The sequence below is a fragment of the Nissabacter sp. SGAir0207 genome (assembly GCF_005491205.1).
Taxonomy (GTDB): Bacteria; Pseudomonadota; Gammaproteobacteria; order Enterobacterales; family Enterobacteriaceae; genus Chimaeribacter.
Genome location: NZ_CP028035.1, coordinates 1,767,827 through 1,783,653, shown reverse-complemented (window position 1 = coordinate 1,783,653; position 15,827 = coordinate 1,767,827). Strand labels below are relative to the sequence as shown.

The following is a 15,827-nucleotide window of genomic DNA, read 5'->3' as shown; positions in this document are numbered from 1 at the left end:
CCTGTTCAGGCTGAATAATTAACAAACTCTTCTATCGCCTGCCGGTTGCTCCAGGACTTGGTCAGGGCCGCGGCATCCGCGGCGTCCAGCCACTGGTAGGCAAGGTGCTCCGCAATCATCACCTCACGCTGCGCGGGCAGCGCGAGGCAGAACCAGTGCTCTTTATTGCGGGTCACGCCCGGGGCGTAACGGTGGCGCAGGTGCGGGAAGATCTCGAACTCAATGCAACGCTGGCAATCCACCAGCGTCAGAGATTCGCCGGCAATGTTGATGCCGGTCTCCTCCATCACCTCTCGTTGCGCCGTCTGGTGCGGCGGCTCCCCGGCCTCCAGGCTGCCGGTCACCGACTGCCAGAAGTCCGGGTCATCCCGCCGCTGAAGCATCAGCACCCGGCCGGTGGACTGGGCGTAGATCACCACCAGCACCGATTCAGGGCGCTTATGGCCCATCAGGCTTGCTCTTCGCTGTCGCTGCCCTTTTTCACCACGCTGATTGCCAGCTCCTGCAACGATGCCGGGTTGGCGAAGCTTGGCGCCTCGGTCATCAGGCAGGCGGCTGCGGTGGTTTTCGGGAAGGCGATCACGTCACGGATGTTGTCAGTGCCGGTCAGCAGCATCACCAGACGGTCCAGGCCGAAGGCCAGACCGGCGTGCGGCGGGGTACCGAACTTCAGCGCGTCGAGCAGGAAGCCAAATTTCTCACGCTGCTCGTGCTCATTAATGCCGAGGATGCTGAACACCGTCTGCTGCATCTCACCGCGGTGGATACGCACCGAGCCGCCGCCCACTTCGTAGCCGTTCAGCACCATGTCATAGGCATTGGCGATGGCGGCGGTCGGGTTGGCTTTCAGCTCGTCCGGCGTCATGTCGCGCGGCGCGGTGAACGGGTGGTGCATCGCGGCCAGGCCGCCCTCACCATCCTCTTCAAACATCGGGAAGTCCACCACCCACAGCGGCTCCCAGGTGCCTTCGCGGGTCAGTTGCAGGTCGCGGCCCAGCTTCAGGCGCAGCGCGCCCAGCGCGTCGGTCACCACTTTGGCGCTGTCCGCGCCGAAGAACAGGATGTCGCCATCGGTCGCGCCAGTGCGTGCCAGCAGCGCGGCCAGCACCTCTTCGCTGAGGAACTTGGCCACCGGGCTTTGCACGCCCTCCAGGCCCTTCGCCGCCTCATTGACTTTAATATAGGCCAGGCCCTTCGCGCCGTAGATTTCGATGAATTTACCGTACTCGTCAATCTGCTTGCGGCTTAGCTGCGCGCCACCCGGCACACGGATGGCGGCCACGCGGCCTTTGGCGTCATTGGCCGGGCCGGAGAAGACCTTGAACTCCACGTCCTTCACCAGATCCGCCACGTCCACCAGCTCCAGCGGGTTGCGCAGGTCTGGCTTGTCAGAGCCAAAGCGGCGCATCGCCTCGGCGAAGGTCATGATCGGGAACTGGCCCAGATCAACGCCCTTCACGTCCAGCCACAGGTTGCGCACCAGCTTCTCCATCACCTCACGCACCTGCTCGGCGTTCATGAAGGAGGTTTCGACGTCGATCTGGGTGAACTCCGGCTGGCGGTCAGCACGCAGGTCTTCGTCACGGAAGCACTTCACGATCTGGTAGTAGCGATCGAAGCCAGACATCATCAGCAGTTGCTTGAACAGCTGCGGGGATTGCGGCAGCGCATAGAACTTGCCCTTGTGCACGCGGCTCGGCACCAGGTAGTCACGCGCGCCCTCTGGCGTCGCCTTGGTCAGCATCGGGGTTTCGATGTCCAGGAAGCCGTGCTCATCCATGAAGCGGCGCACGAAGCTGGTGATTTTGGCGCGGGTCTTCAGGCGGTCAGCCATCTCCGGGCGGCGCAGGTCGAGGTAGCGGTACTTCAGGCGCTGCTCCTCGCTGTTGACCTGGTTGGAGTCCAGCGGCAGCGGCTCGGCACGGTTGATGATGTTCAGGCTGTGGGCGAACACTTCCACCCCGCCGGTCGCCATCTCTTTGTTGATCTGGCTCTCCGGGCGCGCACGCACGGTGCCGGTGATCTGGATGCAGAACTCATTACGCAGTTCTGAAGCCTGAGCGAAAGCGGCCTGGTGGTCAGGGTCGAAGAACACCTGGACAATCCCTTCGCGGTCGCGCATATCAATGAAGATCAAGCCACCCAAATCGCGACGGCGGTTTACCCAACCACACAAGGTCACTTCCTGGCCCACATGGGACAGGTTCAACTGTCCACAATATTCAGTACGCATAACGATATCCTTTAACTCAGCCGATGAAACGGCGGGCGCTCGCCCGGCCGGTGCTGCTGTTTCTAGTGTGCTGTTACTTATCCGCGGCGGTCTTGCCGGTATTGCTGCCGCCCGGCTTGAAGTCGGTGGCATACCAGCCGGTGCCCTTGAGCTGGAAACCGGCCGCAGAGATGAGTTTGGTCAATGTCGGTTTGCCGCAGGCCGGACACTCGGTCAGGGGTGCCGCAGACACCTTCTGTAACTTTTCTAACCGGTGATCACAGGTCTGGCATGCATATTCGTAAATCGGCATCGCGTTTATAGTGTCATAGCTGGTGAAAAAAGGCGGTCATTATAAAGGAAATTCACGCGCCCGATAAGAGTGAAGCAGGGGTCTGGCACGGACAAAATGGCCGGCAGGCGCTTGTCACCACACATCATTTAACAAATTTGCCGCCCTTTTGCCCGCCCCGTAACATAAACTCGTGACGCGGGGCCACCGCCCCCTGATACCCACGCCAACTGAGGGAGCCACCATGCTGACACTTCGCCCTACCACCACCGCGCTGGTTCTGATTGACCTGCAACAGGGGATCCTGCCCTTCGCTGGCGGCCCCCACACTGCCCAACAGGTGGTGGACAACAGCGCCCGTCTGGCGGCGCGCTTCCGTGAGCTGGGCGCGCCGGTGTTTCTGGTGCGCGTTGGCTGGTCTGCGGACTATGCCGAGGCGCTTAAGCAGCCGGTTGACCAACCGGCCCCCGCGCGCGAGCTGCCCGCCGACTGGTGGGAGTTCGCCCCGGCGTTGCAGGTGGCGGAGAGCGACATCAGCATCATCAAGCGCCAGTGGGGTGCCTTCTATGGCACTGACCTTGACCTGCAACTGCGCCGCCGCGGCATTGATACGCTGGTGCTGGCTGGCATCGCCACCAACATTGGCGTGGAATCTACCGCCCGCAGCGGCTGGGAGCATGGCTATACTCAGGTGATTGTCGAGGATGCGTGCAGCGCCCACAATGCCGAGCAGCATCTCGGCAGCGTTAACGTCATCTTCCCGCGCATCAGCCGGGTGCGCACCACCGACCAGGTGCTGGCCGCACTGGCGGAGTAACGTTTTACCCTGCGCCGCCCGGCGGCGCATTGCCGGAGGGACGCCTGCATGTATATTGGACTGCCGCAGTGGCAGCACACCGCCTGGCACCGTATCGGCCTGCATACGCTGGCCGACTACAGCCGCTACTTCAACTGCGTGGAGGGGAACACCACCTTCTACGCCCTGCCGAACGCCGAAACCGTGCTGCGCTGGCGCGACATGACCCGTGACGATTTCCGCTTCTGCTTCAAGTTCCCTGCCACCATCAGCCATCAGGCCGCGCTGCGCGATTGCGATGCGCTGGTGGAGGAGTTCTTCCACTGTCTGGCACCGCTCACTGGCCGCCTCGGCCAGCTGTGGCTGCAACTGCCCGCCGCCTTCGGCCCGACCGGGCTGCCGGCGCTGTGGCGCTTTCTGGATGGCCTGCCCACTGGCTTCAGTTACGGCGTGGAGGTGCGCCACCCGGCCTTCTTCGCCAAGGGCGAGGAGGAGCGGCGGCTCAATCAGGGGTTGCAGCAACGCGGCATCAACCGCGTGATGCTCGACAGCCGTCCGGTGCACCATGCCGATCCGGCCAATGCGGCGGTGCGGGATGCCCAGCGCAAGAAACCCCAGCTGCCGGTACATGCGCACTGCACCGCCGACCGGCCGATCATCCGCTTCATCGGCGGCGACCAGCTGGCGGACAACCTGCGCTGGTTCACGCCGTGGTTTAGCAAGCTGGCCGACTGGCAGGCCGACCACCCGCCGTTCCTGTTCATCCACACCCCGGATTGTAGCGACGCCCCGCAGCAGGCGCAGAAGATCTGGCAACAGCTTCAACAGCGGCTCCCCGCCGTCGGCCCCGCGCCAGACTGGCCGGAGCAGGCCGCCCTGTTCTGACGCGCCGATTTTCAGTACTTTCTGCAAGACAGCGCGATCGGGCGCGCGTATCATTCGTGCGCAAAACAGAGAATCACAGGGGTGGACATGGTTAGCGCGCTATATGTGGTGCTGGGCGCATTGTTGTTGATTAAACTGTCAGTGGATGTGGTCAGGCTGCGGATGCAGTACCGGGTGGCCTATGGCGACGGCGGCTTCTACGAGTTGCAGACCGCCATCCGGGTACACGGCAACGCCGTGGAGTATATTCCCATCGCCGCCCTGCTGCTGGTGATGATGGAGATGAACGGCGCGGATATCTGGATGGTACACCTGTGCGGCCTGATGCTGCTGTGCGGGCGACTGTTCCACTACGCTGGCCTCAAGCAGCGGGAGTTCCGCTGGCGGCGCACCGGCATGGCCGCCACCTACGCCGCGCTGCTGCTGATGGTGGGCGCGAACCTCTACTTCCTTCCCTGGAGCCAGATCCTGACCCTGCGCTGAGGCCAATCCGCGCAAATTCTTGCTTTATGCCGCCGGCCGCATGATTTCCGGCGGTTATCTGTTAGAATATGCCCCCTCATTTTTTCGATCAGACACAGCGCTATGCCAAACCGCGATACCCTATTCTCCGCGCCGATTGCCAAGCTGGGCGACTGGACCTTCGACGAACGCGTTGCCGAAGTGTTCCCGGACATGATCCAGCGCTCGGTGCCGGGTTACTCCAATATCATCTCCATGATCGGGATGCTGGCCGGCCGCTTTGTGCAGCCGGGCACGCAGGTCTATGACCTCGGCTGTTCGCTGGGGGCGGCGACGCTCTCCATGCGCCGCCATATCAATGTGCCGGGCTGCCGCATCATCGCCGTGGACAACTCGCCAGCGATGGTGGAGCGCTGCCGCCGCCACATTGATGCCTTCCGCGCCGAGACGCCGGTTGAGGTACTGGAGGCGGACATCCGCGACATCAAGGTGGAGAATGCCTCGCTGGTGGTGCTGAACTTTACCCTGCAATTCCTGAAGCCGGCGGATCGCCAGCAGCTGCTGGATGCCATCTATCAGGGCCTGCGCCCCGGCGGCGCGCTGGTGCTGTCGGAGAAGTTCAGCTTTGAGGATGCCGACATCGGCGAACTGCTGTTCAACATGCACCACGACTTCAAGCGTGCCAACGGTTACAGCGAACTGGAGATCAGCCAGAAGCGTACCATGCTGGAGGATGTGATGCTGACCGATTCGGTGGAGACCCACAAGGCGCGGCTGGCGCAGGCGGGCTTTGAGCATGTGGAGAGCTGGTTCCAGTGCTTCAACTTTGGCTCACTGCTGGCGCTGAAGGCGGGGGACGCGGCATGATCGAGTTTGGCAACTTCTACCGGGCGATCGCCACCGGCCCCCTCAGCCACTGGCTGAACACCCTGCCCGCCCAACTCAGTGCCTGGCAACAGGAGTCGCTGCACGGCAAATTCCGCCAGTGGTTCAACGCCGTGGATCGGCTGCCAACCCTGGTGCCTGACCGCCTCGACCTGCTGCACGGCGTGCGGGCCGAGAGCGAGACGCCGCTGAGCGACGGCCAGCGTGCCGGATTGGAGAACCTGCTGCGCAACCTGATGCCGTGGCGCAAAGGCCCCTTCTCGCTGTATGACATCCATATCGATACCGAGTGGCGCTCTGACTGGAAGTGGGAGCGGGTGCTGCCGCACATCTCACCGCTGGCTGGCCGCACCATTCTGGATGTCGGCTGCGGCAGTGGCTACCACCTGTGGCGCATGGTGGGCGCGGGCGCGCAGATGGCGGTCGGCATCGACCCGATGCAACTGTTCCTCTGCCAGTTTGAAGCGGTGCGCAAACTGCTGGGCAACGACCAGCGCGCACACCTGCTGCCGCTTGGCATTGAGCAATTGCCAGAGCTGGCGGCCTTCGACACCGTCTTCTCGATGGGCGTGCTCTACCACCGCCGCTCGCCGCTTGATCACCTGTTCCAGCTCAAGAGCCAGCTGGTCAGCGGTGGCGAGTTGGTGTTGGAGACGCTGGTGATTGAGGGTGACAGCAATCAGGTGCTGGTGCCGGGTGACCGCTACGCGCAGATGCGCAACGTCTACTTCATTCCCTCCGCCGAGGCGCTGAAGGGCTGGCTGGCGAAGTGCGGCTTTGTTGATATCCGGCTGGCGGATCTCTCGGTCACCAGTCTGGAGGAGCAGCGCCGCACCGACTGGATGACCAGCGAGTCACTGGCCGAGTTCCTCGATCCGCAGGATCGTACCCTGACCGTCGAGGGCTACCCGGCCCCACGCCGGGCGGTATTGGTGGCGCGCAAGCCCTGATCGCGACGAAAAAAAGCCCCGACAAAATGGACGGGGCTTGGTACGGGCGCAGTACACGCAAAGGGTCTGACGACCCAGGTAATCACCGCCGCTCAGGCGCTGCGCGACAGCGGGCGGCCGACCGCCAAAGCACTCTTCATGGCGGCCACCACATCGGCATCCACGCAGTAGCGGCTGAACTCATCAAACTCCGGATCGGCACACAGTGACACGCCCGCCTTGCGGAAGCGCACCGGCGAGGCCATGCTGCTGCCGGCGGAGCTGTGCACCTCCCGGATGCCAATATCAATAAACTTTTGCAGATTAGTCAGGCGGATGCCGCCACCGGCCATGATCACTGGCCCCTGAGTGGCGCGCACCAGATCGCGCAGCAGCACCAGCCCGAGTTCGGCGCTCTGCTGCTGCCCTGAGGTTAAAATGCGCGCAACGCCGAGTTGCGTCAACTGTTCCAATGCCACCATCGGTTTCAGGCACATGTCAAACGCCCGATGGAAGGTCACGGCCATGCCATTGCAGAGCGCCATGATCTGCCGCATCCGCGCCAGGTCGATGTGCCCCTCCTCATCCAGCAAGCCAATCACCACACCCGGAAACCCGAGGTCGCGCAGGCAGGCGACATCATTTTTAATGGCGTTAAACTCATAGCTGTCGTAGCAAAAGTCGCCGCCGCGCGGGCGTACAATTGGGTAGACCGGCACAGAGAGCAGCTCGCGCGCGGCAATCAGCGTGCCGTAGCTCGGCGTCACGCCCCCCTCCGGCTGGCTGGTACACAACTCAATGCGATCCGCCCCCGCTCGCTCCGCCGTCAGCGCACAGGCCAGGCTATAGCAACACACTTCCAGTTTCGTCATTCCTTCTCCCCTCTTCGGCCCACATGCTATAACCCGTATGGCGGGTTAACCGTCAAGATGGCCGGCCGCTGGTTGGGCCAACCGGTCGATTTTGCGGCGAATCCGCAGAAAAATGTCTCGCACTGACGGGAACGTGCCGCTTTCCGTCAGGCAGGAGAGGGTAACTATGGCATTCAATTTCGACTTACGAGTAGATCGCAGTCACAGCGATAGCATCAAATGGCATAAATATCGCCATCAGCCGGTGATCCCGTTATGGGTGGCTGACACCGATTTTACCGCGCCGCCAGCGGTGATTGAGGCGCTGCATCAGCGGGTGGAGCACGGGATATTTGGCTACGGCGGCACGTCGCCGGAGTGGAAAGCGTTGATTGTTGCGCGGATGCGCGATCGCTACCAGTGGGCGATCCAGCCGGAGTGGATCGTGACGCTGCCGGGGCTGGTGTGCGGGTTGAACCTGGCGCTACGCGCCTCGACCGACGCCCATCAGGCCAGTATTACCCCCTCGCCCATCTATCCGCCCTTCAGGCAGGCCGCGGCCCACGCCGGGCGCCAGCAGTATCTGGCCCCGGTACGCGAGCAACAGGGGCGCTGGCAACTTAACCTGGCGGCGCTGGAGCCAGAACTGACCGGCGATCAGGCGCTGCTGTTTTTGTGCAACCCGCACAATCCCGGTGGCACCGTCTATCGGCGTGAGGAGTTGGCGCAGCATCTCGCCTTTGCGCAGCGCCACAATCTGGTGGTCTGCTCGGATGAAATTCACTGCGATTTGGTGCTGGAACCGGGCCTGCGGCACATCCCGTTCGCCTCGCTGGACGCGGACGCCGAGCAGCGCACCATCACGCTGATGGCACCGTCAAAGACCTTTAACCTTGCCGGGCTGGGAGCCTCGTTTGCCATCATCGCCAACCCTTCACTGCGGCAGGCGTTCAAGCGGCAGATGCAGGGCATCGTCCCGCATGTGGATGTGCTGGCGCAGGTGGCGGCCACGGCGGCCTACCGGGAGGGCGAGGCGTGGCTGGCGGCACAGCTTGAGTACCTGCGCGCCAACCGCGATGAGGTGGTGCGGCGCATCAATGCCCTGCCCGGCCTGCGGCTGCTGCCGATTGAGGCGACCTATCTGGCGTGGATTGATGCCCGCGAGCTGCCGGTGGAGAATCCCCACGCCTTCTTCCTGGCGGCGGGGGTCGGCCTGACGGACGGCAAGGAGTTTGGTGACGCGCGCTTTGTGCGGCTCAATTTTGGCTGCACGCGCGCGCTGCTGGATGAGGCGCTGTCACGCATTGAGCGCGCCGTCGCCGCGCTTTAGCCCTGCTCGCTGGCAACAATCTCCCGCAGGGTGTGCGGATGGAACTTGATGGTGACGGAGCCGTCGCTGACCGCCAGCGTTGGGTTCGGCAGGCGTTCGTTCTCCCCCTGTGGCGAGCTGTACTTCAGCTTGATGCCGGGTGCCAGCAGCGCGTCGTCGGAGAGGTGGGTCAGTGCGCGCGCATAGAGGGTCTCCGGGTCGCCCGGCAGCACCAGTTCCACATGCTCCCACCCCTCGTGGGGATAACGGCGCTCGCCCGGATAGGGCAACTCAATCAGGTCAATCTGCCAGGAGCAGACCCGCAGCGGCTGCGCCAGATCGTAGAGGCAGATGGCACGCCCATTGATCTGGTTTTCAGAAAGCAGGGTGCCGCACTGCTCAAAACCACGCCGCCAGCGTTCGGCGGTGGCCACCTGGTGGCAGCGCACCGAGATGTGGTCTGCCGTAAATTGCGGCAGGTTCAGGTGCAGTTTCTGGGCGAAGGTCTCCAGCACCAGCTCAAAACGGCTGAGGTCAGCCGCCAGATCATCCAATTCGGCGATGCCCGCCAACGGGGATAACGACATCTTTTTGTTCTCTCAGGTCAACAGCATAAAGCCCTAATTTACACGCCCGCCACGCCGCGTGCCAGCCTCCCCACGCTTTTCCCCTGCCCCACGCGGCCTTGCCGTCCCACCCTGTTGAAAAAGGGCAGTTATCCCCCTATTTCGGCAAATTGCTGCAAAAATAGCCTGAAATTTCATATTTCACCGAATGAAATTTTATAAGTTATGGATTTAATTAGGAAAAATCGCAATTTCACTTAAGACTTTTCTTAAAGAATTGGTGCCAGATTGTAACGGTTTGGTAATTGGGATAACTTATTTTTAGTTTACTAATGAGTGAGATACCAATCATGCTGTTATTGACTGCTTGCCTGTTGCTGCTGGGAACCGCCTCTTTCGCGATGTACCGCCACTTTAGCCTGATCAAAACGACCCAACTGAGCACTGACCGCCGGATGCGCAAACATTAATCAACTATTTCATTGCGCCCTGCCCGTTTACTTTTTCCCCTTTCCCATACCTCTCTTCTGGATACTTGATGCGGCGCCACTGAGTGCGCCGCGCACCTGCCTGACTGGCGGCTTGCCATACTGACGTCGCGGATCGGATCAGGTATAATTGCCGTTTGCTTAACGCCTTGCCCTGACAGCGTATTTATGCGCATCAACGGCAAGCGTCCTATGACCTCAGGCGGCCGCTATCTCACGGCCCCCTACCAGCAATAAAGGTATCCCGGTGAATATACAGGCACTTCTTTCCGAAAAAGTCAGCCAGGCGCTGATTGCCGCAGGCGCTCCCGCTGACAGCGAGCCGCAGGTGCGTCAATCCGCCAAGGCCCAGTTTGGTGACTATCAGGCCAACGGCGTTATGTCCGTCGCGAAAAAGCTTGGCATGCCGCCCCGACAACTGGCGGAAAAAGTTGTGGAAGCCCTGGACCTCGACGGCATCGCCAGCAAGGTTGAAATCGCCGGCCCTGGCTTCATTAACCTGTTCCTGGAGCAAAGCTGGGTCGCCCGCCAGGTTGACCACGCGCTGAGCGCGCCGAAGCTTGGCATCACGCCCGTCACCCCGCAGACCATCGTGGTGGACTACTCCGCGCCCAACGTGGCAAAAGAGATGCACGTCGGCCATGTGCGCTCCACCATCATCGGCGATGCCGCGGTGCGCACGCTGGAGTTCCTCGGCCACAACGTGATCCGCGCCAACCACGTCGGCGACTGGGGCACCCAGTTCGGCATGTTGATCGCCTATCTGGAGAAAGTGCAGAACGAGCACGCCGAGGACATGGAGCTTTCCGATCTGGAGCGCTTCTACCGTGAGGCGAAGCAGCACTATGATGAAGACCCGGCCTTTGCCGAGCGCGCCCGCGCCTACGTGGTGAAGTTGCAGGGTGGCGACGAGTACTGCCGCCGCATGTGGCGCAAGCTGGTCGATATCACCATGGCCAAGAACCAGCTCACCTACGATCGCCTGAACGTGACCCTGACCGAGCGCGATGTGATGGGCGAGAGCCTCTACAACGCCATGCTGCCGGGCATCGTTGCTGACCTGAAGGACAAAGGGCTGGCGGTAGAGAGCGAAGGCGCAACCGTGGTGTTCCTCGATGAGTTCAAGAACAAAGAGGGCGAGCCGATGGGGGTCATCATCCAGAAGAAGGATGGCGGCTACCTCTACACCACTACCGATATCGCCTGCGCCAAGTACCGCTACGAGACGCTGGGCGCGGATCGCGTGCTCTACTACATCGACTCCCGCCAGCACCAGCACCTGATGATGGCATGGTCCATCGTGCGCAAGGCGGGCTACGTGCCGGACTCCGTGCCACTGGAGCACCACATGTTCGGCATGATGCTGGGCAAGGATGGCAAGCCGTTCAAAACCCGCTCCGGCGGCACGGTGAAGCTCTCTGACCTGCTGGATGAGGCGATTGAGCGCGCCGGCAAGCTGATCCGCGAGAAGAACCCGGATCTGGGCGAAGAGGAGCTGCAACAGCTGGTGAACGCCGTCGGCATCGGCGCGGTCAAGTATGCGGATCTCTCCAAGAGCCGTACCACGGACTACATCTTTGACTGGGACAACATGCTGGCGTTTGAGGGCAACACCGCCCCTTACATGCAGTATGCCTACACCCGCGTGGCCTCCATCTTCAAGCGCGCCGAGATTGACCCGGCCACCGTGCTGGCACAGCCCGTGCTGCTGGGTGAAGAGCGTGAAGTGGCGCTGGCGACCCGCCTGCTCCAGTTCGAAGAGGTGCTGACCACCGTGGCGCGTGAAGGGACACCGCACGTCATGTGCGCCTACCTCTACGATCTGGCGGGCCTGTTCTCCGGCTTCTACGAGCACTGCCCAATCCTGAGCGCGGAGAGCGAGGCGACCCGCCTCAGCCGCCTGAAACTGGCGCTGCTGACGCAGAAGACGCTGAAGGCCGGTCTGGATACGCTGGGCATCGAGACCGTCGAGCGCATGTAATCCCCTTCCCGCGCGGGAAGCGGCCACAAAAAAGGGCGACATGATGTCGCCCTTTTTTATGCAATGCCGCTACACCGTGCGGCGGGCAAAGTCACGCGGGCGGAAGCCCAGTAGCGCCAGCACGCCGAAGTAGGCAATGACCCCGGCCACCACCACCGCCGCCAGACGCAACAGGCGCAACGGCATGGTGCCAAGATCCCAGGCTGGCATCAGCCACATCGCCCCGACCAGCACCGCCGACATCACCAGCACCGCCACCACCAGACGCGTCAGGAAGGCCGCCCAGCCCGGTTGCGGCTGGAAGATCTGCTGCTTGCGCAGTTGCCAGTAGAGCAGCGCGGCGTTCAGGCAGGCCGCCAGACCGATGGAGAGCGACAGGCCAGCATGTTTGAACGGGCCAATGAACGCCAGGTTCATCAGCTGGGTCATCACCAGCGTGATCATCGCAATTTTGACCGGGGTTTTGATGTCCTGACGCGAGTAGAACCCCGGCGCCAGCACTTTCACCACAATCAGCCCCATCAGCCCGACCGAATAGGCCACCAGCGCCCGTTGGGTCATGGCGGCGTCAAAGGCGCTGAATTTGCCATACTGGAACAGCGCGACGGTCAGCGGCTTGGCGAGGATGCCCAGCGCCACCGCGCTCGGCAGCGCCAGCAGGAAGCAGAGGCGCAGGCCCCAATCCATCAGGCGCGAGTACTCATCATGGTTGCCGCTGGCAAAGCTTTTCGCCAGCGAGGGCAGCAAAATGGTGCCGAGCGCCACCCCCAGCACCCCGGAGGGGAACTCCATCAGCCGGTCGGCGTAGTACATCCAGGAGACCGAGCCAGAGGCGAGGAACGAGGCGAAGATGGTGTTGATGATCAGCGAGATTTGGCTCACCGACACGCCAAGGATCGCCGGCCCCATCTGGCGCATCACCCGCCAGACACCGGCATCTTTCAGGTTGAGGCGCGGCAGCACCAACATGCCGATTTTGCGCAGGTGCGGCAACTGGTAGCCGAGTTGCAGCACCCCGCCCACCACCACCGCCCAGGCCAGCGCCAGTACCGGCGGGTGGAAATAGGGAGCGGCGAACAGCGCAAAGCCAATCATGCTGACGTTAAGCAGCGTCGGCGCAAACGCCGGGATGGAGAAGCGGTTCCAGGTATTGAGAATCGCCCCCACCAGCGACGCCAGCGAGATCAGCAGGATATAGGGAAAGGTGATGCGCAGCAGCGAGGAGGTGAGCGCGAATTTGTCAGCCGTGTCGGCAAAGCCCGGCGCGGTCACGAAGATCACCCAGGGCGCGGCCAGCATCCCCAGTATGGTCACCAGCGCCAGCGCCAGCGTTAACAGGCCGGAGACATAGGCAATAAAGGTGCGGGTCGCCTCCTCCCCCTGCTGGCTTTTGTATTCCGCCAGGATTGGGACGAAGGCTTGGGAGAAGGCCCCCTCGGCAAAGATGCGGCGCAACAGGTTGGGCAGTTTGAAGGCCACGAAAAAGGCATCCGTCGCCATACCTGCCCCAAACACCCGCGCCACGATGGCATCACGCGCAAATCCCAGCACACGTGAAAACATGGTCATCGAACTGACGGCAGCTAATGATTTAAGTAGGTTCATCTCTTAGTTTCAATTATGCGCCCCAAACAGCGACGCCCGCATCCGCGGGCGTCAAAGGTGGGCCGCCAGGCTCATGGTGCGCTTAGTCTACGGATAACGCGCGCAATAGCCAGAGCCAGTTGTATCAGCCGGTTACTCCGGCAGCTCGCCGTGATAGAGCAGCTGCTCAATGATGCGCTGGGCGAACAGCGCCTGTTCGCCCGAGGTCTCCGGCGCGGTCTGGTTGCTGACGCACTGGATGAAGTGGCGCACCGCGCCATCAAAGCCGCGCTGCACCAACACACCCTGCCAGCCCGGTGCCGGCTGTTCGCTGATCTGCCCCGCGCGCTCCTGCGTCCAGTGGCGCATCTCCGACACCTGATACAGCGCGCCGTCACAGATCGCCTCCACCCGCTCACGCTGGCTGCCAGCACGGCGGTGCATACTGGTGGTGACCAGCGTCTCGCCGCAGCGGAAGTGGTGCTCGGCATAGAGCATCTGCCCCTCTGGCGTCAGGCGCAGGTCGCCGCCCTCCAGCGTGGCGTCAAAGCCGCCCAGCCACAGTGCGGTGTCAATCACGTGCAGGTAGTCATCCAGCAGCGTGAACCGCAGGTCATGTGGGCCAACGCTGTCGGTGCGGTGCTTCTCCATGCGCAGCGAGGCGGGCTGGTGCAGGGTGTCACGCAGCTGGCGGTAGCGCGGCGCAAAGCGGCGGTTGAAGCCCACCATCAGCGCCACGCCGTTCTCCCGCGCAATCTCCACCAGGTGCTCGGCCTGCTCCAGCGTTTCGGCCAGCGGCTTATCGACGTAGACATGCACCCCGCGGTTGAGCAGATCGCTGACCACGTGGAAGTGGCTGGCGGTACTGCTGTGCACAAATACCGCATCGCACTGCTGCGCCAGCTCATCCAGACGGCCAAAGTGCGCCATCCGGTAGCGGGCGCAGATCGCTGCCGCCTTGGGCGCATTGGGCGAGAAGCCCCCGACCAGCGTCCAATCGCTGGCATCCGCCAGCACCGGCAAATAGGCTTTCTGGGCGATGTCGCCCAGCCCCACCACACCCACACGCAATGTCGTCATCGTCTGCTCCGTTAGTCAGCTGGCCCGGCCAGCAGGGAATCAAGGCGTTCAGTCAATTCAGCTACCTGGCGCTCCAGCGCCGCCACCCGTGCTTCCAGCGGCTCGGCCGCCTCGGGCATGGGTGTTTCGACGGCCGCCTCATCCGGCGCGCCGCTGAACAGGTGCATATAGCGGCTCTCGCGCTTGCCCGGCTCACGCGCCAGCCGGGTGACGAAGGGGCCATCCTCGCGCGCCGCCAGCTGCTCCAGCACCCGTTCGGCCTCCGCCACGTCGCTGAAATCATGCAGGCGGGCGGCGCGGGTGCGCAATTCGCCGGCGGTCTGGGCACCGCGCAGCAGCAGCGTGGTCACCAGCGCCACCTCCGCTGGCGAGAACTTCAGGTTGCCAAACTCCGAGTTACAGAAGCGGTGCTCATAGCGCTGGGTGCGGCTGGCGCTGACGCTGCGGATCAGGTGTTTCCTGACCAGCAGATCCAGCGTCTGCTGCACCTGGCTCTCACTGAGATCCAGCACCGGCTCGCGGTTGCTCTTCTGGTTGCAGGCGCTGGTCAGGCTGTTCAGCGACAGCGGGTACTGCTCGGGCGTGGTGATCTGCTTCTCCATCAGGCAGCCGATCACCCGCGCCTCCTCAAGGCTCAATAAATGTTTCATGGTTTTCCCTTAGCGTGGCGGCGCCCAGTCACGGGTGGTCAGCGCCGTCAAAATGTGGTCCTGCCATTTGCCATCAATCAGCAGGTAATCCTTGGCGTAGCCCTCACGCTCAAAGCCCAGCCGCGCCAGCAACTCCCCGCTGCGCTGGTTGTGGGGCATATAGTTGGCCATGATGCGGTGCATCCGCTGCTGGCGCTGCATGTAGCGGATCGCCGCTTGCAACGCCTCATACATCAGCCCCTGCCCCTGCCACTTCTCCGCCAATGAGTAGCCGAGGAAGCAGGCGTGGAACGATCCGCGCAGCACGTTGCTGAAATTGGCGACGCCGCGCACCTCGTTCTCCTCCAAATCGAGCAGGATGAAGTAGTAGGCGTTGCCCTGCTTTTGCAGGTCGGCAATCAGCCCAAGCCGCGCCTGCCAGCCCGAGGGATAGCAGTGGCTCTCATCCCTGACCGGCTCCCAAGGTTTCAAAAAGGCCCGGTTCTCCGCGTAATACTCCGCCAGGCGGTGGGCATCCCGCTCATGGACCAGCCTGACCACCAAACGATCGGTGGTGAGGCGTACTTTTGGTGATGCTGAGCGATAGCCAAACATCCATTCCTCCATTCTCTGGACGGTTCACACCCTGACTTGCCACACGCGCCGGCCCCGGCCATCTTTTCGCAGCATAGAACACCGACGGGTGCTCTGCCGGTAAACCGCCAAGGGACGTGGCGCGCCTCATAAAAATTTACCCGGATTTTCCTCTATCGTTAACACTTTGACGACAAAAATATTATTCCCGCGCACCGGCCAGCCACGGGTTTGATCTCCGCCGTTTCCTTAACCATACTTTTTATTCGCACATACGGGCGCCC

At 62.5% G+C, this 15,827-nt stretch carries 16 protein-coding genes; 7 read left to right on the top strand and 9 right to left on the bottom strand.

Annotated features, from left to right (window positions below; all coding sequences use genetic code 11):
- Positions 1-5 precede the first annotated feature (5 nt).
- The 3 genes from nudB to C1N62_RS07665 form a co-directional block, all read right to left on the bottom strand.
- On the bottom strand, positions 6-449 hold the full coding sequence (gene nudB / locus C1N62_RS07675) for a dihydroneopterin triphosphate diphosphatase (protein ID WP_137763066.1): 444 nt from the start codon (positions 447-449) through the stop codon (positions 6-8).
- Complete coding sequence (gene aspS, locus C1N62_RS07670) at positions 449-2,233, bottom strand: aspartate--tRNA ligase (protein ID WP_137763065.1); 1,785 nt, start codon at positions 2,231-2,233, stop codon at positions 449-451. Before aspS ends, nudB begins: the two co-directional genes overlap by 1 nt.
- Before the next feature lie 73 nt (positions 2,234-2,306).
- Positions 2,307-2,525, bottom strand: coding sequence for an FmdB family zinc ribbon protein (locus tag C1N62_RS07665; protein ID WP_137763064.1), 219 nt, complete (start codon positions 2,523-2,525; stop codon positions 2,307-2,309).
- Between the two features lie 223 nt (positions 2,526-2,748).
- Here C1N62_RS07665 and C1N62_RS07660 point away from each other — a divergent pair, with 223 nt between their 5' ends.
- The 5 genes from C1N62_RS07660 (at position 2,749) to cmoB (ending at position 6,482) form a co-directional block, all read left to right on the top strand.
- Positions 2,749-3,321 carry a hydrolase gene (locus tag C1N62_RS07660; protein WP_137763063.1) on the top strand — a complete coding sequence of 191 codons (573 nt, stop codon included), beginning with the start codon at positions 2,749-2,751 and terminating at the stop codon, positions 3,319-3,321.
- A 48-nt stretch (positions 3,322-3,369) separates the two neighbouring features.
- Entirely contained in the window at positions 3,370-4,185 is an 816-nt protein-coding gene (locus C1N62_RS07655; RefSeq protein WP_137763062.1) for a DUF72 domain-containing protein, read from the top strand.
- An 87-nt stretch (positions 4,186-4,272) separates the two neighbouring features.
- The gene (locus tag C1N62_RS07650; RefSeq protein WP_137763061.1) at positions 4,273-4,668 is read left to right on the top strand and encodes an MAPEG family protein; all 396 of its coding nucleotides are present in this window, start codon (positions 4,273-4,275) and stop codon (positions 4,666-4,668) included.
- 102 nt (positions 4,669-4,770) lie between these two features.
- Positions 4,771-5,514, top strand: a complete 744-nt coding sequence (gene cmoA, locus C1N62_RS07645) for a carboxy-S-adenosyl-L-methionine synthase CmoA (protein WP_137763060.1) — start codon at positions 4,771-4,773, stop codon at positions 5,512-5,514.
- Entirely contained in the window at positions 5,511-6,482 is a 972-nt protein-coding gene (gene cmoB, locus C1N62_RS07640; RefSeq protein ID WP_137763059.1) for a tRNA 5-methoxyuridine(34)/uridine 5-oxyacetic acid(34) synthase CmoB, read from the top strand. Before cmoA ends, cmoB begins: the two co-directional genes overlap by 4 nt.
- A gap of 92 nt (positions 6,483-6,574) precedes the next feature.
- Here the strand turns inward: cmoB and cutC are convergent, their stop codons facing one another.
- Entirely contained in the window at positions 6,575-7,333 is a 759-nt protein-coding gene (gene cutC / locus C1N62_RS07635; RefSeq protein ID WP_137763058.1) for a copper homeostasis protein CutC, read from the bottom strand.
- Between the two features lie 166 nt (positions 7,334-7,499).
- Here cutC and C1N62_RS07630 point away from each other — a divergent pair, with 166 nt between their 5' ends.
- Positions 7,500-8,642, top strand: coding sequence for a MalY/PatB family protein (locus C1N62_RS07630; protein ID WP_137763057.1), 1,143 nt, complete (start codon positions 7,500-7,502; stop codon positions 8,640-8,642).
- Here the strand turns inward: C1N62_RS07630 and C1N62_RS07625 are convergent.
- Positions 8,639-9,208, bottom strand: a complete 570-nt coding sequence (locus C1N62_RS07625) for a VOC family protein (RefSeq protein WP_137763056.1) — start codon at positions 9,206-9,208, stop codon at positions 8,639-8,641. The two genes, C1N62_RS07630 and C1N62_RS07625, sit on opposite strands and share 4 nt — an antisense overlap.
- Before the next feature lie 714 nt (positions 9,209-9,922).
- Here C1N62_RS07625 and argS point away from each other — a divergent pair.
- Positions 9,923-11,656, top strand: coding sequence for an arginine--tRNA ligase (gene argS, locus C1N62_RS07620; protein ID WP_137763055.1), 1,734 nt, complete (start codon positions 9,923-9,925; stop codon positions 11,654-11,656).
- 69 nt (positions 11,657-11,725) lie between these two features.
- On the opposite strand, the gene murJ is transcribed toward argS, so the two are convergent.
- From murJ to rimJ, 4 genes are all read right to left on the bottom strand, one after another.
- Positions 11,726-13,261, bottom strand: a complete 1,536-nt coding sequence (murJ, locus tag C1N62_RS07615) for a murein biosynthesis integral membrane protein MurJ (protein WP_137763054.1) — start codon at positions 13,259-13,261, stop codon at positions 11,726-11,728.
- A gap of 132 nt (positions 13,262-13,393) precedes the next feature.
- The gene (locus C1N62_RS07610; protein ID WP_137763053.1) at positions 13,394-14,320 is read right to left on the bottom strand and encodes a Gfo/Idh/MocA family protein; all 927 of its coding nucleotides are present in this window, start codon (positions 14,318-14,320) and stop codon (positions 13,394-13,396) included.
- Between the two features lie 11 nt (positions 14,321-14,331).
- Positions 14,332-14,970 (bottom strand): DUF480 domain-containing protein, encoded by a 639-nt coding sequence (locus tag C1N62_RS07605; protein WP_137763052.1) that lies wholly within the window; start codon positions 14,968-14,970, stop codon positions 14,332-14,334.
- Positions 14,971-14,979: 9 nt separating this feature from the next.
- Positions 14,980-15,564 carry a ribosomal protein S5-alanine N-acetyltransferase gene (gene rimJ / locus C1N62_RS07600; RefSeq protein ID WP_137763051.1) on the bottom strand — a complete coding sequence of 195 codons (585 nt, stop codon included), beginning with the start codon at positions 15,562-15,564 and terminating at the stop codon, positions 14,980-14,982.
- Between the last annotated feature and the right edge of the window lie 263 nt (positions 15,565-15,827).